This window comes from Streptomyces sparsogenes (assembly GCF_001704635.1).
GTDB lineage: Bacteria > Actinomycetota > Actinomycetes > Streptomycetales > Streptomycetaceae > Streptomyces > Streptomyces sparsogenes.
In genome coordinates this window covers 1-20,511 of the sequence record NZ_MAXF01000107.1, presented here as the reverse complement: position 1 = coordinate 20,511, position 20,511 = coordinate 1, and the positions used below count along the sequence as shown (strand labels likewise).

Genomic DNA, 20,511 nt, shown 5'->3' with positions numbered 1-20,511 from the left:
CTTCCATCTCTCATCGCTCGGGGCGCGCCCAGCTTACGGGCCCCCACCGACATCCCCTCCGGCCAGGTGGCAGCGGTGAAAATGTTGACTGAAGTCGCCGAAATAGGGCACCTCGCCCCTCGTTCACACGTCCTACTGACAGAAGTACAGAAGTGCCCACTTCGAGGTTCCAAGGAGAGCCCCCGTATGTTCCGCCGGCGCGAGCCCGTGCCCTTCGCCTTCATCGCCGAAGCCGACCGGTTCCGCAGCAACGTCACCCCGCCGCCCCGCCCCCGCGCCACCCCGTCGCAGATAGCGGGCCGTACCCTCATCGGCCTGACGATCATCGCCGGGTTCGTGGGGTCGCTGCTGTTCGGGCTGCCCGCGCTCGAGACCGGGCCGCGGACCACCCACCAGGTGCAGCAGTCGGAGGCGTCCAACGGGCGCTGAGCCCCTGGGATAGCCTCACCCACCACAGGCCCATCCGGACGTGTGTGTGAGTGAGGACCATCCGTGCCCCTGCCCTTCCTGACAGCGGACCGCGCCCTTGACGAAGACGGACCGGCGGCCGCCGCGGCCCCCCTCCCGTACGAGGACCCCGGCCGCCGGCGCCGCCCGTACCGGCCGGGGCCCTGGAGGGTCGGCGGAGCCGCGCTCCTGCTGCTGCTCGCCTCGTATGTGCTGTTCTCCGCGATGATCATCGCGTTCGCGGGGTCGGTCCCCGCCGCGGGCATCTGCGTGGCGGCCGCCGTTCTGGTGATCCTGGGCGCCGTCCGGCTGGTGCGGACGGGGGTGTGGATGGACGAGGAGGGGCTCCGGCTGACGGGCCTGCTCTCGGCCACGACGGTGCGCTGGCCGGAGGTCGCGGCGATACGCACCGTCCAGCAGCCGGTGCGGTGGCTGGGGCTGCCGCGCAGCGTCCAGGGCCAGGCGGTGCTCGTCGAGCGGGTCGGCGGCGGGGCTCCGACGGTGGCCCTCACCGACCACAGCGCCGACTTCCTCGGCCGTCCCGAGGCCTTCCGCATGGCGGCCGACGCGATCGAGGGCTGGGCGGACCGGTACCGCTGAGACCGGACCGCTCTCGCCCACTGCGCCGCCCGCCCGCTGCCCCGCTCGCCGTCCGGGCCCGCGGGTCAGGGGGCCGGCGGTTCGCCCCGGCGCGGCGGTCCCGGTCAGCCCCGGGACCGCACCGGCCGTCCGTCGTGCAGGGCGATGGCGCGCTGCATCGCCTTGCGGGCGCGCGCCGTGTCCCGCGCGTCGTGATAGGCGACGGCCAGCCGGAACCACGAGCGCCAGTCGTCCGGCGACTCCTCCGTCTCGGCCCGCCGCTTGGCGAACACCGCGTCCGCCGAGTCCCGGTCGATCCGCCCGCCGGGCGTCCGTACCAGCTCGTCGACCGGAAGGCCGCCCTCGGCCTCCAGCTCCCGGGCCAGCCGGTCCGCGCTGCGCGCGAAGACCGTCGTCTTCCACAGGAACCAGAAGCCGATGAGCGGCAGCACCAGCACGGCCACGCCGAAGGCCACGGTCACCGGCGTGCCCTGTTCGATGAGCATGACGCCCCGGCTGCCGACCAGGACGAAGTACACGACCAGGACGGCCGCGAGGACGAAATACGTGATCTTTGCGCGCACCGCTGTGTCTCAGTCCAGATCGAGGAAGTGTTCCAGCCCGAGCGTCAGGCCGGGGGCGGACACCACGCGCCGCACCCCCAGCAGCACGCCGGGCATGAAGCTGCTGTGATGCGTCGAGTCGTGCCGGATGGTGAGGGTCTCGCCCTCGCCGCCGAGCAGCACCTCCTGGTGGGCCAGGAGCCCGCGCAGCCGCACCGAGTGCACCGGCACCCCGTCCACATCGGCGCCGCGCGCGCCGTCCAGGGCCGTGCTCGTGGCGTCCGGCTGCGGGGCGCAGCCCGCCTGCTCCCGGGCCTCCGCGATCAGCTGCGCGGTGCGCGTCGCGGTGCCCGAGGGGGCGTCCGCCTTGTTCGGGTGGTGCAGCTCGATGACCTCGACCGACTCGAAGAAGCGGGCGGCCTGCCGGGCGAACCGCATGGTCAGCACGGCGCCGATGGAGAAGTTCGGCGCGATGAGGACGCCGGTGCCGGGGGCGGCGTCCAGCCATCCGCGCAGCCGCGCCAGCCGCTCGTCCGTCCAGCCGGTGGTGCCCACGACGCCGTGGATGCCGTGGCGGACGCAGAAGTCGAGATTGCCCATGACCGACTCGGGGTCGGTCAGCTCCACCGCGACCTCGGCGCCGGCCTCGACCATCGTCTCCAGCTTGTCGCCCCGGCCGAGCGCGGCGACCAGCTCCATGTCCTCGGCGGCCTCCACGGCTCGTACGGCCTCGGAACCGATCCGGCCCTTGGCGCCGAGAACGGCCACGCGCAGCTTGCTCATCGTTCGAATCCCTCGTGTCGTCCGCTGGTGTGCGGCGGGCCCGGCCGGTCGGCGGGCCCGGCTAGGCGACTGCCTCCCGCAGGCGCGCCGCCTGCTTGTCCTTCAGCGGTCCGATGACGGACAGCGAAGGACGCTGTCCCAGTACATCGCGGGCCACCTCGCGCACCTCGTCCGGGGTGACGGCGGCCATGCGGGCGAGCATGTCGTCCACCGACATCTGGTCGCCCCAGCACAGCTCGCTCTTGCCGATGCGGTTCATCAGCGCGCCGGTGTCCTCCAGGCCCAGCACCGTGGAGCCCCTCAGCTGGCCCACCGCGCGCCGCAGCTCCTCGTCGGTGAGCCCGTGCTCGGCGACGTGGACCAGTTCGTCGCGGCAGATCTTCAGGACGTCCGCCGCCTGGCTCGGGCGGCAGCCCGCGTACACCCCGAACAGACCGCAGTCGGCGAAGGACGAGGTGTAGGAGTAGACGCTGTAGGCGAGCCCGCGCTTCTCGCGGACCTCCTGGAACAGGCGGGAGCTCATGCCGCCGCCGAGCGCCGTGTTGAGGACGCCGAGCGCCCAGCGCCGGTCGTCGGTGCGCGCGATCCCGGGCATGCCGAGGACGACATGGGCCTGCTCGGTCTTGCGCCCCTGCACCTCGACGCGCCCGGCCGCGCGGATGGTGCGGGAGCCGTCGCGCGGGGCGACGGGCACCGCGTCCGTACGGGACAGCGCGCCCGCCTTGTCGAACGCCTTGCGCACCTGCCGGACGACCGCGGCGTGGTCCACATTGCCCGCGGCGGCGACCACCAGGTGGGTGGGGTCGTAGTGCTTCTTGTAGAAGCGGGCGATCTGGTCGCGGCCGAGGCCGTTGACGGTGTCGACGGTGCCGAGGACCGGGCGGCCGAGGGGGGTGTCGCCGAGCATGGTGTGCGCGAACAGGTCGTGCACACAGTCACCCGGGTCGTCCTCGGTCATCGCGATCTCTTCCAGGACGACGCCGCGCTCGGCCTCCACGTCCGCGGCGTCGATCAGCGAGCCGGTCAGCATGTCGCAGACGACGTCGATGGCCAGCGGCAGATCGGTGTCGAGCACCCGCGCGTAGTAGCAGGTGTACTCCTTCGCGGTGAAGGCGTTCATCTCGCCGCCGACCGCGTCGATGGCGGAGGAGATGTCGAGCGCGCTGCGCCGCCGGGTGCCCTTGAAGAGCAGGTGCTCCAGGTAGTGGGTGGCGCCGTTGAGCGCCGGGGTCTCGTCGCGGGAGCCGACGTGGGCCCAGATGCCGAAGGTGGCCGAGCGCACCGACGGCAGCGTTTCGGTGACGACGCGCAGGCCCCCGGGGAGCGTGGTCCTGCGGACCGTCCCGATTCCGTTCTCACCCTCGAGAAGCGTTTGGGTACGGGCGACGGCCCGCCCCTCCGAGGAGGGGCGGGCCGTCGCCGCGTGAGCACGGGACGTCACTGGGCAGCTTCGTCCTTCGACTCGTCCTTGGCGTCGTCCTTCGCCGCGTCCGCGCCCTCCTCGCCCTCGATGACGGGGATGAGCGAGAGCTTGCCGCGCTGGTCGATCTCGGCGATCTCGACCTGGACCTTGGCGCCGACCTTGAGCACGTCCTCCACGTTCTCCACGCGCTTGCCGCCGGCGAGCTTGCGGATCTGCGAGATGTGCAGCAGGCCGTCCTTGCCCGGGAGCAGGGAGACGAAGGCACCGAAGGTGGTGGTCTTCACCACCGTGCCCAGGTAGCGCTCGCCGACCTCGGGCATCGTCGGGTTGGCGATGCCGTTGATGGTGGCGCGGGCGGCCTCGGCGGCCGGACCATCGGCGGCACCGATGTAGATGGTGCCGTCGTCCTCGATGGTGATCTCGGCGCCGGTGTCCTCCTGGATCTGGTTGATCATCTTGCCCTTGGGGCCGATGACCTCACCGATCTTGTCCACCGGGATCTTGACCGTGATGATCCGCGGCGCGTTCGGCGACATCTCGTCCGGCCGGTCGATGGCCTCCATCATCACGTCGAGGATGTGCAGCCGGGCGTCGCGGGCCTGCTTGAGGGCCGCGGCCAGCACGGACGCCGGGATGCCGTCCAGCTTGGTGTCCAGCTGCAGGGCGGTCACGAACTCCTTGGTGCCGGCGACCTTGAAGTCCATGTCGCCGAAGGCGTCCTCCGCACCGAGGATGTCGGTGAGGGTGACGTAGTGGGTCTCGCCGTCGATCTCCTGGGAGATCAGGCCCATGGCGATGCCGGCGACCGGGGCCTTCAGCGGCACACCGGCGTTCAGCAGCGACATGGTCGAGGCGCAGACCGACCCCATGGAGGTCGAACCGTTGGAGCCGAGCGCCTCGGAGACCTGGCGGATGGCGTACGGGAACTCCTCGCGGGACGGCAGCACCGGGAGCAGCGCCCGCTCGGCCAGCGCGCCGTGGCCGATCTCGCGGCGCTTCGGGGAGCCGACGCGGCCGGTCTCACCGGTGGAGTACGGCGGGAAGTTGTAGTTGTGCATGTAGCGCTTGCGGGTCTCGGGCGACAGCGTGTCCAGCTGCTGCTCCATGCGGAGCATGTTCAGCGTGGTGACGCCCAGGATCTGGGTCTCGCCGCGCTCGAACAGCGCCGAGCCGTGGACCCGCGGGATCGCCTCGACCTCGGCGGCCAGCGTACGGATGTCCGTGACGCCGCGGCCGTCGATGCGCTTCTTCTCCTTGATGACGCGCTCGCGCACCAGGGCCTTGGTCAGCGACCGGTACGCGGCGGAGATCTCCTTCTCGCGCCCCTCGAACTGCGGCAGCAGCTTCTCGGCGGCCAGGCCCTTGACGCGGTCCAGCTCGGCCTCGCGCTCCTGCTTGCCCGCGATGGTCAGCGCCTGGGCGAGCTCGTCGCGGACGGCGGCGGTGAGCGCCTCCAGGACGTCGTCCTGGTAGTCGAGGAAGATCGGGAACTCGGCCGTGGGCTTGGCGGCCTTGGCGGCCAGGTCCGACTGGGCCTTGCAGAGCACCTTGATGAAGGGCTTCGCGGCCTCGAGGCCCGCGGCCACGACCTCCTCGGTCGGCGCCTCGACGCCGTCCTTGACCAGCTGGATGGTCTTCTCGGTGGCCTCGGCCTCGACCATCATGATCGCGACGTCGCCGTCCTCGAGGACACGGCCGGCCACGACCATGTCGAAGACGGCGTCCTCCAGCTCGGAGTGGGTCGGGAAGGCCACCCACTGGCCCTTGATCAGGGCGACCCGGGTGCCGCCGATCGGCCCGGAGAAGGGCAGGCCGGCCAGCTGCGTGGAGCAGGAGGCGGCGTTGATCGCGACCACGTCGTAGAGGTGGTCGGGGTTGAGCGCCATGATCGTCTCGACGATCTGGATCTCGTTGCGCAGGCCCTTCTTGAAGGACGGGCGCAGCGGGCGGTCGATCAGCCGGCAGGTGAGGATCGCGTCCTCGGAGGGGCGGCCCTCACGGCGGAAGAACGAGCCGGGGATGCGCCCGGCGGCGTACATCCGCTCTTCGACGTCGACGGTCAGCGGGAAGAAGTCCAGCTGGTCCTTGGGGTTCTTGGATGCGGTGGTGGCCGACAGCACCATGGTGTCGTCGTCCAGGTAGGCCACGGCGGAGCCGGCGGCCTGACGGGCCAGGCGGCCCGTCTCGAAGCGGATGGTGCGGGTGCCGAAGGCGCCGTTGTCGATGACGGCCTCGGCGTAGTGGGTCTCGTTCTCCACCAGGAAAATCTCCTCTTCTGCGTCCCTCGTCCGTGTGACGGGGGACGGTGGTGGAGCAGCGCCCCTGGCGTTGAGCCGGCGGCCGGGCCGGTCTTCGATCGAAGCCACCGGAATTGCCAGTTCCGGGAGCCACTACCGAGGACCGGCTCTCAGGGCGCCGGCGCCACGGGAATGAGGCGCTCCTCCTCGTTCGTTATGACGTTGTTGGGACCAGACTACAAAGCTTCGCCCGTCCTCACGACGGCTGTGGATTCCGGTGGGGACGGCGCGCGGGCCGCGGTCGGTCCCGGTGGCGTACCGCGCCGCGCGGGTTCGGCGGCACGTACGGCAAAGGGAGCGGCCCCCTGTCCCGGGAACCGCTCCCTACCACGGCGTCTTACTTGGCGCCCGCCGCACCGCGGCGGATGCCCAGGCGCTCGACGAGCGCACGGAAGCGCGTGATGTCCTTCTTCGCCAGGTACTGCAGCAGCCGGCGGCGCTGGCCGACCAGGAGCAGCAGACCACGGCGGGAGTGGTGGTCGTGCTTGTGGGTCTTGAGGTGCTCGGTCAGGTCCGAGATGCGACGCGAGAGCAGCGCGACCTGGACCTCGGGGGAACCGGTGTCGCCCTCCTTGGTGGCGAACTCGGCCATGATCTGCTTCTTCGTAGCGGCGTCGAGCGACACGCGGTACTCCTTCAGGGTTCTTCGGCCACCGAGTGCCCCTGGTCTGTGTCTCAGGGGAGCTTCCATGACTCGGGAGGCGGGGTCCGCTGGGCGCTGTCTCCAGAGTGCTCGTACGACACTCCGGGGGCGCGTACACAAACGGCCGTCACACAGCGTACCAGCCGTCGGCCACCCTCCTGACCGACTGGTCAGGCCGCGCCGGTCGATGGGCGCGTCATCCGCTGGTCAGGCTGCGCGCGGAGCTGTAGACGTCCAGCACGGCCAGGGTCAGGGGGACCAGGGAGAGCAGCAGCGCGCTCTCGGCCAGGTCGGAGAAACGGCCCCAGAACGGGGACAGCCCCTTCTTGGGAATGATCAGCGCGATGCCGGTGATCAGCGCGGCTCCCGCCGTGACCGAGGCGGCCAGCCAGATCGTACGGACGTCCAGCGGGCCGCTGTCGTGCTGGACCAGCAGCTTGAACATGGCGTCGCCGGGCGGGTTCAGGGACAGCCCGAGGACGAGCAGGCCCAGCGCGATCAGGCCCGCGGCCAAGACGGAGGCGACCTGGGCGGTGTAGCGGAAGAGCCGGGCGCGCAGCAGCATCGCGAGGCCGGAGGTCAGGGCGAGCACCTGGCCCCAGACGTTGTCGGAGAAGCCGAGCACGGCCGCGGCGCCCACGACGACGGCGGAGCAGCCGCCGACCAGGCCGAGCAGCATCTCGTGGCCGCGGCGGGCCTGGGCGGCGATGCGGTCGGCGTCCACGGGCTCCGGGGCGGGCCCGGACCCGGGGTCGAGGTCGTCGTCCTCGGCCGCCGAGCGCGGCGCGGCGTAGCCGATGGGCAGCCGGGCGACGCGCGCCGACAGGCCCGGCAGGAACGCGACGGCGCCGATCGCGACGGCGGCGCAGACCGCGGCGGTCTCGGTGGGGCTGACCTCGGTGAGGATCGCGCAGAAGGTGGCGAGGGTGCCGACCGTGGAGGCGAAAACCGCGGCGACGAACGGGGCGTCGCCGGTCGGCATGGCGACCACCAGGGCGACCGAGACGACGAGGACGGCCACGCAGCCGAGCAGGAACTGGAGTCGGCCGACGCCCTCGCCCCGGTCGAGGGCGAGCAGCCCCGAGCCCGCGATCATGGCGTGCGGGAGGGCGGCCAGGCCCAGCGCGATCGCGGAGGCGCGGTCCTCGTAGACCCGTGCCCGCACCCCCGACAGGGCCGTCAGCAGCACCGTGACGGCGGCGGCGATGATGCCCGGCAGACCGTGCATGTCGTGCTTGAGGGGGTCGGCGAACCAGAGCACGAAGCCCATGAGGATCAGCAGCAGCGAGCCGCCGAACAGCCCGAACGCGCGCAGGAACCGGTCGCTCCACAGGGTCCGGTCGCGGGTGACGGCCGAGGCGATCGCGTCCGACACGTCGTCGTAGACGGCGGGCGGCAGCGACTCCGCGAAGGGGCGCAGGGACAGCAGTTCGCCGTCGAGCACCTGCTGGGCGGCCAGCGTCAGCGCGCCGTCCAGGACGGTGCCGTCGCGGCGTACGAGGTGGTAACCGGTCGGGGCGCCCACGGGCTGGGTCTGGCCGGTCAGACGGAGGATCTCGGGGTAGACGTCGGCGACCGCGATGTCCTCCGGAAGAGCCACATCGATCCGACTGTCAGGTGCGACCACGGTCACCCTGCAGAAGCCGGTCGTGGCGGACGTACTCACCTTTAAGGCCCCCTGTTCGCTTCGCTGCGGCGCCGGTACCAGGCGTGCGGCGGCCACCCTACCGGGGCCTGACAGCTCATACGTCGGTAGGATCGCCGTCTCGCAGAGGGAGTCCGTCGCCACGGGGGTGCCGGAGAGGAACTGTTCATCTGCGACGAGGGGTTGAGGGAACCGGTGAGCCAGGTCGTCGTCAAGCGCCAACCGCGGGCTCTCCCGCCCGAGGTGCCGAGCGAGGAACTCCGCCTCGAAGCGCCCCCTGAGCTGCCGCGAGGCCAGCAAGAGGGCGTCCTGATGCAGCTGCTGCCGACGCTGGGCATGGCCTCCTCGATGGTCTACTTCTTCATGCCCGGCGCCGCGCCCATGATGAAGATCATGGGCGTGATGATGATGTTCTCCACGCTCGGCATGACCGTGGCGATGTTCATCCGGCACCGGCAGGGCTCACAGGGCCAGATGGCCGACATGCGCCGCGACTACCTCAAGTACCTGGCACAGACCCGGCGCACGGTACGGCGCACGGCGCGGGCCCAGCGCGACGCGCAGTTCTATCTGCACCCCTCCCCCGACCAGCTGTGGTCGATCGTGGCCGAGGGCAGCCGGGTGTGGGAACGGAGGGCGAGTGACAACGACTTCGGGCAGATCCGGATCGGGCTCGGCTCCCAGCAGCTGTCCACCCCGCTGATCGCCCCCGACACGGCCGCGGTCGACGAGCTGGAGCCGCTGACGGCGGGCGCGATGCAGAAGTTCCTGGCGACCCAGGGGTCGCTGGACCACATGCCGATGGCCGTGTCGCTGCGCGCCTTCTACCACGTGACGATCTCCGGGGAGCCGGATTCGGTACGGGGCGCGGCGCGCGCGCTCGTCGCCCAGCTGGTCACCCTCCACTCGCCCGAGGACCTGGTCATCGCGGTGGTCGCGCCGCGCAGCGCGACGCCCTACTGGGACTGGACGAAGTGGCTGCCGCATCTGCAGGTGCCCGGCGCGATCGACGGGGCGGGCGCGCGGCGGCTGTTCAGCGACTCCCTCGCGGAGCTGGAGGAACTGCTCAAGGGTCGGCTGGAGGGCCGGTCCCGGTTCAGCAAGGACGCCCAGCCGCTGCTCGACCAGCCGCATGTGGTGGTCGTACTGGACGGCGGGATGGTGCCGCCGGAGTCGGCGTTCGCGGCGCAGGAGGGCCTGCAGGGCGTCACCGTCATCGAGGTGGTGCCGGGCGACCTCGACGAGCTGCGCGGCGGCCTCTCGGTGATCGTACGGCCGGGCAAGCTGGAGCTGCTGTCGCAGGTCGCGGCGTACGACGGGGTCCCGGACGTGCTGTCGCTCGAGGCCGCGGACGCGCTCGCCCGGCAGCTGGCGCCGCTGCGCATGGGCGGGGGCGACGACGACGAACCGCTGCTGGCCAACCTGGACTTCACCGACCTGCTCGGGCTCGGCGACGCGGCCTCGGTGGACGTCTCGCGGACCTGGCGGCCGCGGTCGCTGGCCGAGCGGCTGCGGGTGCCGATCGGGGTCGGCGAGGACGGCTCGCCGGTGATGCTGGACCTCAAGGAGGCGGCGCAGGACGGCATGGGCCCGCACGGTCTGTGCGTCGGCGCCACCGGCTCGGGCAAGTCCGAGCTGCTGCGCACCCTGGTGCTGGGGCTCGCGGTCACCCACTCCTCCGAGACGCTGAACTTCGTCCTGGCGGACTTCAAGGGTGGCGCGACCTTCGCGGGGATGTCGCAGTTGCCGCATGTGGCGGCGGTCATCACCAACCTCGCGGACGACCTCACGCTGGTCGACCGCATGCGCGACTCGATCACCGGTGAGCTGCAGCGCCGTCAGGAGCTGCTGCGCGCGGCCGGCAACTACGCCAACATCCACGACTACGAGAAGGCGCGGGCGGCCGGCGCCCCGCTGGAGCCCGTGGCCTCCCTCGTCCTGGTGATCGACGAGTTCAGCGAGCTGCTGACGGCAAAGCCCGACTTCATCGACATGTTCATCCAGATCGGCCGCATCGGCCGCTCCCTGGGCGTGCACCTGCTGCTGGCCTCGCAGCGGCTGGAGGAGGGCCGGCTGCGCGGCCTGGAGACGTACCTCTCGTACCGGATCGGTCTGCGGACCTTCTCCGCCGCCGAGTCCCGTACGGCTCTGGGCGTGCCGGACGCGTACCACCTCCCGTCCGTCCCCGGCTCCGGCTACCTGAAGTTCGGCACGGACGAGATGACCCGCTTCAAGGCGGCCTACGTGTCGGGCGTGTACCGCACCGGCGCGGCCCCCGCCGACTTCGACGGCACCTCGCTGCCCATCGAGCGCCGGCCGGTGCTCTTCACCGCCGCGCCCGTCCCGGTGACGTACACCACCCCGGACCCGGCCGCGCTGACCACCCCGGCCCGCCAGGAGGACGACGCGCTCGCCGACACGGTCCTGGACGTCATCGTCCGCCGCCTCGAGGGCCAGGGCGCCCCGGCCCACCAGGTCTGGCTGCCGCCGCTGGACGAGGCCCCCTCGCTGGACCAGCTGCTGCCGCCGCTGTCCCCGGTCGAGGGCCGCGGCCTCACCGCGCCCGAATACCCGCGCCTGGGCAACCTCGTCGTCCCGCTCGGCCTCATCGACAAGCCCTTCGAGCAGCGGCGTGACGTGCTCTACCGCGACTTCTCGGGCGCCGCGGGCCACATGCTGGTCGTCGGCGGCCCGCAGTCCGGCAAGTCCACGCTGATGCGCACCCTCATCTCGGCCTTCGCGCTCACCCACACCCCGGCCGAGGTCCAGTTCTACGGCCTGGACTTCGGCGGCGGCGGCATGAGCGCCGTCGCCGACCTGCCGCACGTCGGCGGCATCGCCTCCCGTCTCGACCCCGAGCGGGTGCGGCGCACCATCGCCGAGGTGGCCGGCATCCTGGCCCGGCGCGAGGAGTACTTCCGCGCCAAGAACATCGACTCGATCGCCACCTACCGGCGTCAGCGGTCCCGCGGCGAGCACGCGGACCAGGGCTGGGGCGACGTCTTCCTGATCATCGACGGCTGGGCCAACTTCCGGCAGGAGTACGACATGCTGGAGGGGGTCGTGGCCGACATCGCGAGCCGCGGCCTCGGCTACGGCATCCACGTCGTGGTCACGGCCTCCCGCAACATGGAGGTCCGCGCCTCCCTGAAGGACCAGCTCCTCAACCGCCTCGAGATGCGCCTCGGCGACACCATGGACTCCGAGTTCGACCGCAAGGTCGCCGCGAACGTGCCCGTCGGCGTCCCCGGCCGCGGCCAGCTCCCCGAGAAGCTGCACTTCATGGGCGCCCAGCCGCGCATCGACTCGGGCAGCGACCCCGACGAGATGACCGACGCCACCGGCGAGCTGATCCGCGCGGTGCGCACCAACTGGAACGGCCCCCACGCCCCCCGCGTCCGGCTCCTCCCCCGCCGGCTGCGCGCCGAGGACCTGCCCAAGGGCTTCGAATTCCCCCAGCAGGGCATCGCGATCGGCATCGACGAGACCAACCTCGAACCGGTCTTCGTCGACTTCGAGTCCGACCCCTTCTTCCTCATCTTCGGCGAGAGCGAATCCGGCAAGACCTCCCTGCTGCGGCTCATCGCCAAGCAGATCACCGAACGGTACGGCCCGGACGAGGCGAAGATCGTGGTCGGCGACTACCGCCGCTCGCTGCTCGACGTCATCCCGGACACCCACCTCCTGGAGTACGCGCCGATCGCCTCGGCCCTCCAGGTCCACACCACCGCCCTCAACGGCCTCATGGAACGCCGCGCCCCCAAGCCGGACATCACCCCCCAGCAGCTGCGCGACCGCAGTTGGTGGAGCGGCCCCCAGTTCTTCGTCATCATCGACGACTACGAACTCGTCTCCACCAGCAGCGGCAACCCCATGGCCGTCCTCACCGACAACCTCCCCTTCGCCCGCGACGTCGGCATGCGCTTCATCATCGCCCGCAACTCCGCCGGCGCCTCCCGCTCGATGTTCGAGTCCTTCATGCAGCGCATCAAGGAACTCGGCGCCCAAGGCGTCATGCTCTCCGGCGACCCCACAGAAGGCGACCTCCTCGGCGGCGTCCGCCCCCGCCCCATGCCCCCGGGCCGCGGCTTCTTCGTCTCCCGCAAGCGGGGGACGCCGCTGGTACAGCTGGGCTGGCTGCCGGACCAGTAGGCCGGCCTCTCCGACCCCCCCAGACCTCTGCCCCGGGCCGGGCGGCCCGGGGCAGAGGTCTCTTTGGTCGGCGACACGCTCCTTCGACTTCCTCCACTCTCAGTCAACTACCGTATGCTGCTGGTTACTTACGACTTTGATTTACAACACGCATGCCTGGGGAGAGAAGCGTGTCTTTTGAACAAGAGTGGAAGGGACTTCGGGCCGAAGCGACAACGCGCATGCGTCTCAATGAAGCCGGCAAGACATCACCCGCCACTGCGTCCGGCGACCTCATCGTGTACCGAGACGATCTCGGACGGGTCGGCCACGAGGCGTTCTTACTCCATGACCGCTTGAAGAAGGCCGGAGACATGACCCGGGGGGCCAAGGACGACGGCTCGACGGCCAAGGCAGCGAGCGTGCTGGCCATGCACCACTTCACCTTGGGCGGTGCTCTCACCACCATGACCATGATCTGGAACGACCAGCTCAAGACGCTCCTCCAGGCCTGTGCCCATATCTCCAACCACCTCGACTACTCGAAGAAGTCACAGGCGCATACGGACGCGAAGATCGCCGCCGACATGGCACGCCGGGACGGAGCCGCCATGCCGGTCTCCGAGATCTCCAAGTACTACGAGTAGGAAGGGCAGGGACCGGAGATGGGGCGCCTGACTTTCGACGACCTGTACCAGGTCTCCTTAACCAGCCTCGGCTCGGCAGCCGACGACTGGAAGGAGATGGTCGACCAACTCGAAACCCTGGCCACGGACGCCAGGGATGGCATGGTGAAGCAATCCGAGGCCGCCCGCTGGGCCGGCGTCAACGCCGATGTCACCAGACCCTTCGTACGCAAGACCGCCAAAGAATTCAGCGACGCCCACACCGAGGCCAAAGCCATCTGGGCCATGCTCCGCGACGCCCATGCGGATCTGGTGGCGGTCCAGTCGGCTCTGAAGGAGGCCGTGGATGTGGAAGCCAAGAAGCAGCACATTCAGGTCACGGGCCTCCCTGACGGCACGGTGTCATGCGTCTATCTGCATCAGCGCGACAGCAATGACACGCAGACGCAGGAGCAACTCGACTACAAGGACCGCCTGGAAAGCCGAATCAACAATCTCATTGCTCAGGCCGATGAGATCGACAACTCGGCATCACGAGCCCTGAAGAAGATCCACGGTAACGACAGCCACAACTTCGGTCATGCGAAGTACGACTCCCTGGACGACGTCCAGTCCGAGCGGGCAGTCCAACTCGCCAGGAAGAGTCTTGCGAAGTATCGGGATGGTGGTGAGCTCAGCATCACGGAACTCACCGAACTCAGGCAGCTTTTGGCGTACAACTCCAAGGACCGCGAGTTCACTGTCGATTTCTATAAGGCTCTGGGTCCGAAGGACGCCCTGCGCTTCCAGGCACAGATCGCCCTCGACGCCTCAGCGGAGGGCGACAAGACGCAGTTGAAGCTCGCCCACAGCATCCAGACGAGCATGGGCGAGGCACTCGCCACGGCGACCCGGCCTCCCACCGGGAAGGACGACCCCAGTACCGCGTTCCGGGAGGACAGGGATTATCTCGGGAAGGCGTGGCAAACCGAACTCAAGCGGGTGGGCCGTGCGCCTCTCACATTCGAAAAGAACAACGCCCGGGTCGAAATTCGAGGCTATCAAGTTCTCGGAACGCTTTTACGGCATGGTAACTACGACAAGTCGTTCCTCACTCCCATCGCAGAGGACATGGTCACCTTCGAGCGCAAGCAGCCGTGGGCCTGGCCGGAGCCGCACAACTCGTACTCGGGCCTCGGAATGGACAGGTTCGGCCTCAACCTCGACAAGGACGGCGGTCCCGGTTGGGATCCCGTGACCGGCCTCTTGGAAGGTCTCTCGCACAGTCCTGAAGCATCGACAGCGTTCTTCAACGGCTCTACAGGTGAGGGCGAGCACGACGGACTCAAGAAGATCAGCAACCTCGACTACTTCCTCGGTGACAAGGACGGAAACGGCGCACGTGAGTGGGCATACGGCGCCGCAGGCATCAAAGTCTCCGACACCGAGAATTTCGGCAAGGAAGCACTCGGACACGCCCTCGAGTCCGCAACGTCCGGGCGTCCGTACGACAGCGACGCACCCTCCAAGCCTCACACGGAGGAGCAAGCCGACGTCTTCGGCTCAGTGGTGAAAAAAGTGGCTGCGAACCCCGATCTCTTCAAGGGCGACGGCGAACTCGCGCCGATTGCGGGCAGCCTTGGCAATATGTCCGCAGAGTACATGCACGATATCCAGCGAGTTTACGCAGGTGGGGACGAAAGTGGCTACATCAGAGACACCGGCGCTGAACCGAATCTCTCAAGGCCGGAGGACAAACATGCTCTAGATCTGTTCCTGAAGACGACCACAGCAGACCCCAATGCATACGCAACCATCACACAAGCTCAGGAAGCAGTGACCAGCGAAACACTCCGCAATGCAATAACTCATCGCGGGGACAAGGTAGATGTCGGGGATCTGGCCGAGCTTGCCGTGGTTCCCGGCGCAAGGGTCGAAGGAAACACGGCCGAGGGCCGGGCCGATGCAATAGCAGCTGCTGACAACAGCGTACAGAAGGCCAAAGAATACAACGATTCACTGGAAGCTGGAGACGGATGGCTGGGGCGATTGGTGGATCTGGGGATTGGCACCATCGACAATATTCCCGTGGCCGGCGATGTCGCCGGATGGGTGGTCGAGGACGTACGAGAGGCTGTCCTCGACCACAAAGCAGCGGACCCGGACGCTGCAGCGAAACAGGTTCAAGAAAACCGAGATGCATATCTGACAACCGAACGCGTCAAGAGGGCCCAAAGGGCAAAGCAAGCTTTTTATGATGCCGTAGCCGAAGCGGGCATGGACAAGACCCAAAGCGTCAAAAACGCCGCGCAGAGGGCATATGATGCAGCATACCAGGCCAACGCCGTCGAGGCTTCATAAGGAAGCAGGTGCCTCTCGCACATGAGGCTGAAACCACTACTCACGACTCGACGCAAAGGGATCGTCGCCACCTCGACCCTGGTACTCGGCGCCGGGATATGGTGGGCAACACACGAGCTGAGGTCGGATACCCAGGTCGCCAATATCCCTCAACGGATCTGCCATAACCGCATTTCCAGCGAAAAGGCGGCACCCCTCCTGCCCACCAAGGGATCGAAATACACGGAGGACGCCGACACCTTTGGCGGCTGGTCATCCCTGGGAACTTGCGAAGTCAAGGTAGATGATAGTGCGATTTACGTCGGATATCAGGACGCTCTGGGCCATAAGCGCAATTATCAGCCCAAAGGCATTCCCGTCTCCTTAGGCAAGGCGCACGGATCCCTAACCGCAGAAGGGGCCATTAACCTATACGTCTCATGCATCAATACCCCTAGAACTGTCACAAAGTGGCTGCTAATAGGCGCAAACGCCACCGTCGTGGATCGCGAAGTCGAAGCCGGCCAGAAGCTGAATAGGTCGACCAGAGGGCTGCGTGCTCTCACAGAGTTCACCGCCCAGGCGGTGCGCGATCTGACCCAGGACTGGTTCAAGTGCCCCGGCGCGGACCAATTGCCAGATGGCCCTGTCACGATCCACTGGGACAAGCCAGCGGTTCCCTGAGCCCACCCACCATCGCGTCGCCAGCAGATCAAAGACCCGCATGGTGGCCGTCAGCATGCCCGCGCAGGCCTACCACCTGAGGCGGTAGGGCTGAGGCTGTAGGGTTGTTGATCAATCAGCCAGGCGAGAGTCCCTCCCTGCTGAGCGCGGAGGCACGTGGGACCGCGAACACGGGGGTTGCAAAGTGACGGGCCATGGGGGAACGTCTTCGGACGGTCCGAAGCCGGGCGACGGCTACAAGATTGAGATTGCCTCGGTACGCAGGGTTTTGACTCCGTTGGAGGAGTCAGTCGTCGCCGCACGCAAGATCAAAGGCGACTGGAAGAACCTGGCCGATCACATCCAGAATTCGGCTGACTTCGATGTCTATGACGCGGCAGAGAAGATGCTCTCGTCCTGGGGGTTCGGGATGGGGCGGGTGGCAGAGCACACGGACGCGGTGGTGGAGACGCTACGGGAAGTGATCGCCGCCTACGTGTTGGCGGATTTGTTGCGGATCAAGGATTTCGCGCCGACCGCGGACAACATCGCCAAGCTGCCGTTTGGAGAGCACGGGCTGAGGGCGTGGCAGAACGGGTCCCGGCCGAAGTTCGACCCGCCACCGGAGATCTATCAGGAGCCCTGGCTCGACGATGACGGGTCCGGTGGCGCCCATGACGTGCCGACCAATCCCCGTAAGCGTTATGACGGCGGCTGGGAGGTCGACGGGGGCTCGAAGGGGACGATCGCATGACCCAGCGTGATGCGATGGAGGGTGGTTCCCAGGAGCGGATACCGCCAGGCGCGAAGCCCTCTGAGGTGATCTACGGCAATCCGTCCGATATCGATGACCTGGCCGTCAAGCTGCGCGCCTACGCGGGGGCGTTCAAGGACGGGCGTGACCAGCTTGACGCCCTGATGTTGATGGACTGGACCGGGGCCGGGTCGGAGGGGTTCGAGAGGGCGACGGAGAAGCTTCCCCGGGAGCTGGAGTCCGCGAAGACGTACTTCACCGCCGCCGCGAGTGCCCTGGACTCGTACGCGGACAAGCTGCGTTCCGTCCAGAAGCGGGTCGAGCCGATCATCGCGGACGCGGAGGCGGCGCGGGCGGCCTCCAAGAAGTACTGGAAGGACTACAACGACTACATCGTCGCGGAGGACCGCGGCGACGATCCACTGCCCGAGCGTCCGCCCGAGGACGATCCGGGGATCGCGGCGCTGGAGGGCTGTTACCGGCGGCTGGACAAGCTGGAGAGCGAGCTGCGGCCCGTCGTCGACGCGGCGAAGAAGAAACTCGCCAAGGCGGCGGAGAAGGCGCCGGACAAGCCGCCGGCTCCCAAGGGCTGGGACAAGGTCAAGAAGGGGTTCGGAGACTTCGTCGGCGGCGCGGGCGACACCCTGTACGACTGGTACGAGGGCTTCGACGACCTCGTCAAGGACGGCCCCCAGGGCCTGGGCCTGCACTTGGCGGGGGCCCAGGACGGTATCGCCTATGCCGTCGCTCATCCGAAGGAGTTCGCGAAGGCGGTCACGAACTGGGAGGAGTGGCAGCGCAACCCCGCCCGCGCCGCCGGGCAGCTCACTCCGGAGTTGCTTCTGGCCCTGGCCACCGGTGGCTCGGGTGCCGTGCGCCGTGGTGGTTCGGCGGCCAAGAATGCCGCGCAGCGTCTGCTGAGCCGTGAGCGGGGGCTGCGGCGGGACGGGAGTGCGCGCCGGCGGGTGGACGGTGACCCGAAGCGGAGCTGTACGCCCGGCGGGGACAAGTGCACGACCGGTGAGCCGATTGATGTGGCGACCGGTGAGATGGTGATGTCCGCCACCGATGTCAGCCTGCCCGGCGCGCTGCCGCTGGTGCTGGAGCGGCATTATGTGTCGGGGCATCCGTGCGGGGGCTGGTTCGGCCGCACCTGGGCCGGCACGCTCGACCAGCGCCTGGAGATCGACGACGCCGGCGTCGTCTACATCACCGACGACGGCATGCTCCTGACCTACCCGGTGCCCGAGCGCGATGTGCCCGTGCTGCCCACGAACGGTCCGCGCTGGCCACTGCGCTGGGACGGCAAGCCCGACGGGGCGTTCACCATCACCGTCCCCGAGCACAACCGCACCCTGCACTTCGCCCCCCTGCCGCTGGGCGGCCGGGAACTGGCGCTGACAGCGATCACCGACCGCTCCGGTGAGGGCGACCGCATCGACATCACGTACAACGCACAGGGCGCACCGACAGAGGTCACTCACTCCGGTGGCTACCGCATCGCCATCGACACCGACCCGACCCGGCTGCGGATCACGGGCCTGCGCCTGCTGCACGGCGACGGCCACGAGCGCAGCACGACCCTGATCTCTTTCGGCTACGACGAAGCGGGCGACCTGACAGAGGTCGTCAACTCCACTGGTCTGCCGCTGCGGTACCAGTACGACGATCAGCACCGGATCACCTCGTGGACGGACCGCAACGGCACCACCTACGCCTACATCTACGATCATCGGGGTCGGGTGCTGCGCGGGATCGGTCCGGACGGCGTCCTCTCGGGCCGTCTGCACTACGACAGCGAGGCCCGCACCACCCGCTACACCGACTCGCAGGGCCACACCACGACCTACGTCTGCAATGAGGCGTACAAGGTCATCGCGCAGACAGATCCGCTGGGGAACACCACCCGGACCGAGTGGGACGAGACCAACCGCCACCCCATTGCTGTGACCGACCCTCTCGGCCACACCACGCGCTACAGCTACAACGAGCAGGGCCGGCTGGCAGCCGTCGAACAGCCTGACGGCACCGTCACCGAGGCCGTCTACGACGACCAGGGCCTGCCGCTGGAGGTCCGGGAGCCGGACGGCGCAATATGGCGCCACACCTACGATGCGCGTGGGGCGCGCACGTCCACCACCGACCCCAGCGGCGCCACCACCCACTACACCTACGACAGCTCGGGTCACCTGTGCTCCATCACCGACCCGCTGGGCCGCACCACCCAGGTGGTCACGGATGCGGCGGGGCTGCCAGTGGCGGTGACCGATCCGCTGGGCCACACCACCCGGATCCGGCGGGGTCCGCACGGCCGGATCACGGCCGTCACCGATCCCCTGGGGCGCACGACCCGTCATGGCTGGACGATCGAGGGCAGGCCCGCGTGGCGTGAGAGTCCGGACGGGGCCCGTGAGGTGTGGCAGTGGGACACCGAGGGCAATCTGGCCCGGCACACGGATGCGGCCGGGAACACCACCACCTACACCCACACCCATTTCGACCTGCCCGCCATCCGCACCGACCCCGACGGTGTCACCTACACCTTTGAACATGACACCGAGCTGCGTCTGACCCAGGTCACCAACCCCCAGGGCGACCGGTGGGTGTACGAGTACGACGCGGCGGGTCGCCTGATCGCGGAAACCGACTTCAACGGCGCCACCCACACCTACCAGCGCGACGCGGCGGGCCGCCTGACCGCGCGTACCAATCCGCTGGGCGAAACCCTGCGCTACACCCTCGACTCGGTCGGCCGTGTGACCGCCCAGCACGACCGGGCCACCGGCGAGGTGACGACCTACGCCTACGACGCGCGCGGCAACCTGCGCCACGCGGCGAACGCCGGGGCAGAGCTGAGCTGGGAGCGTGACGGGGCGGGCCGCGTCATATCGGAGGTGTCGGGCGGCCGGGTGACGACGTACGCGTACGACGCGGCAGGCAATCGCATCCGCCGCACGACACCCTCGGGTCTGACCTCCATCTGGAGCTACGACGCGGCCGGCCGGCCCGCCACGCTCACCACGGCCGGCCACACCCTCGCCTTCACCCACGACGCCGCAGGCCGCGAGACCCGGCGCAGCACGGGAGAGATCACCCTCTCGCAAGCGTGGGACACAGCGGGCCGTCTGGCGGCCCAGACTATTTCCAGTTCGTCCGTGGACCTGCTGCAACACCGCACGTACACCTACCGTCCCGACGGCTACGTCACCGAGATCCGTGAACTGACCGCCGGGAAGCGCGAATTCGCGCTGGACCGCGTGGGCCGGGTGACGGGCGTCCGGGCGCACGGCTGGACGGAGAAGTACGCCTACGACACGGCCGGCAACCAGACCCACGCCACCGCCCCCGGCCACCCGGCGGAGGGCGGCCGCGCCTACCGGGGCACCCTCATCCGCCACGCGGGCCGCACGACCTACGAACACGACGCCGCGGGCCGCCTGATCCGCAGGACCCGCAAACTCCTCAACGGCCAGACCCGCACCTGGACCTACACCTGGAACGCGGAAGACCGCCTCACCAGAGCCACCACCCCCCACGGCGAGGAGTGGACTTACGCCTACGACCCCCTGGGCCGCCGCACATCCAAGACCGGCCCCGACGGGACCGCCCTCACCTTCGCCTGGGACGGGCCTGGCCGA

Annotated in this window: 14 protein-coding genes; 8 read left to right on the top strand and 6 right to left on the bottom strand. The window is 68.9% G+C overall.

Going from position 1 to position 20,511, the window contains the following annotated elements:
• Positions 1-186: 186 nt before the first annotated feature.
• Both BBH68_RS22600 and BBH68_RS22595 read left to right on the top strand, forming a co-directional pair.
• Positions 187-429, top strand: a complete 243-nt coding sequence (locus BBH68_RS22600; protein ID WP_065965297.1) for a hypothetical protein — start codon at positions 187-189, stop codon at positions 427-429.
• A 63-nt stretch (positions 430-492) separates the two neighbouring features.
• A complete protein-coding gene (locus BBH68_RS22595) occupies positions 493-1,047 on the top strand; it encodes a hypothetical protein (protein WP_065965296.1) in 555 nt (184 codons plus the stop codon).
• Between the two features lie 104 nt (positions 1,048-1,151).
• On the opposite strand, the gene BBH68_RS22590 is transcribed toward BBH68_RS22595, so the two are convergent.
• The 6 genes from BBH68_RS22590 to eccD all read right to left on the bottom strand — a co-directional run bounded on the left by BBH68_RS22590 (position 1,152) and on the right by eccD (position 8,401).
• Positions 1,152-1,610, bottom strand: coding sequence for a tetratricopeptide repeat protein (locus tag BBH68_RS22590; RefSeq protein ID WP_065965295.1), 459 nt, complete (start codon positions 1,608-1,610; stop codon positions 1,152-1,154).
• Between the two features lie 9 nt (positions 1,611-1,619).
• Complete coding sequence (dapB, locus tag BBH68_RS22585; RefSeq protein WP_065965294.1) at positions 1,620-2,372, bottom strand: 4-hydroxy-tetrahydrodipicolinate reductase; 753 nt, start codon at positions 2,370-2,372, stop codon at positions 1,620-1,622.
• 61 nt (positions 2,373-2,433) lie between these two features.
• On the bottom strand, positions 2,434-3,813 hold the full coding sequence (locus tag BBH68_RS22580; RefSeq protein WP_065965293.1) for a M16 family metallopeptidase: 1,380 nt from the start codon (positions 3,811-3,813) through the stop codon (positions 2,434-2,436).
• Positions 3,810-6,053, bottom strand: a complete 2,244-nt coding sequence (locus tag BBH68_RS22575; protein ID WP_065965292.1) for a polyribonucleotide nucleotidyltransferase — start codon at positions 6,051-6,053, stop codon at positions 3,810-3,812. Before BBH68_RS22575 ends, BBH68_RS22580 begins: the two co-directional genes overlap by 4 nt.
• A 376-nt stretch (positions 6,054-6,429) precedes the next feature.
• Positions 6,430-6,717: a 30S ribosomal protein S15 gene (rpsO, locus tag BBH68_RS22570; protein WP_030414166.1), complete on the bottom strand. Its 288-nt coding sequence runs from the start codon at positions 6,715-6,717 to the stop codon at positions 6,430-6,432.
• A gap of 214 nt (positions 6,718-6,931) precedes the next feature.
• Positions 6,932-8,401 (bottom strand): type VII secretion integral membrane protein EccD, encoded by a 1,470-nt coding sequence (eccD, locus tag BBH68_RS22565; protein ID WP_065965291.1) that lies wholly within the window; start codon positions 8,399-8,401, stop codon positions 6,932-6,934.
• A gap of 174 nt (positions 8,402-8,575) precedes the next feature.
• Between eccD and eccCa the strand changes: the two genes are divergently transcribed.
• From eccCa to BBH68_RS22540, 6 genes are all read left to right on the top strand, one after another.
• Positions 8,576-12,532 carry a type VII secretion protein EccCa gene (gene eccCa, locus BBH68_RS22560; protein WP_065965290.1) on the top strand — a complete coding sequence of 1,319 codons (3,957 nt, stop codon included), beginning with the start codon at positions 8,576-8,578 and terminating at the stop codon, positions 12,530-12,532.
• 353 nt (positions 12,533-12,885) lie between these two features.
• On the top strand, positions 12,886-13,158 hold the full coding sequence (locus BBH68_RS44310) for a hypothetical protein (protein WP_342673148.1): 273 nt from the start codon (positions 12,886-12,888) through the stop codon (positions 13,156-13,158).
• An 18-nt stretch (positions 13,159-13,176) separates the two neighbouring features.
• Positions 13,177-15,477 (top strand): hypothetical protein, encoded by a 2,301-nt coding sequence (locus BBH68_RS22550; protein ID WP_065965288.1) that lies wholly within the window; start codon positions 13,177-13,179, stop codon positions 15,475-15,477.
• A 21-nt stretch (positions 15,478-15,498) separates the two neighbouring features.
• Positions 15,499-16,140 (top strand): hypothetical protein, encoded by a 642-nt coding sequence (locus BBH68_RS41540; RefSeq protein ID WP_141713044.1) that lies wholly within the window; start codon positions 15,499-15,501, stop codon positions 16,138-16,140.
• Positions 16,141-16,381: 241 nt separating this feature from the next.
• Positions 16,382-16,873 (top strand): hypothetical protein, encoded by a 492-nt coding sequence (locus BBH68_RS22545; protein WP_079151146.1) that lies wholly within the window; start codon positions 16,382-16,384, stop codon positions 16,871-16,873.
• Positions 16,870-20,511 (top strand): DUF6531 domain-containing protein (locus BBH68_RS22540; protein WP_065965362.1); only part of this gene is annotated, 3,642 nt, incomplete at its 3' end. The genes BBH68_RS22545 and BBH68_RS22540, both read left to right, overlap by 4 nt.

Bases quoted from the DNA above. Each gene is read 5' to 3' on its own strand.
- BBH68_RS22600 (WP_065965297.1), top strand. From the start codon at position 187: ATGTTCCGCCGGCGCGAGCCCGTGCCCTTCGCCTTCATCGCCGAAGCC.
- dapB (WP_065965294.1), bottom strand. From the start codon at position 2,372: ATGAGCAAGCTGCGCGTGGCCGTTCTCGGCGCCAAGGGCCGGATCGGT.
- BBH68_RS44310 (WP_342673148.1), top strand. From the start codon at position 12,886: ATGACCCGGGGGGCCAAGGACGACGGCTCGACGGCCAAGGCAGCGAGC.
- BBH68_RS22550 (WP_065965288.1), top strand. From the start codon at position 13,177: ATGGGGCGCCTGACTTTCGACGACCTGTACCAGGTCTCCTTAACCAGC.
- BBH68_RS41540 (WP_141713044.1), top strand. From the start codon at position 15,499: ATGAGGCTGAAACCACTACTCACGACTCGACGCAAAGGGATCGTCGCC.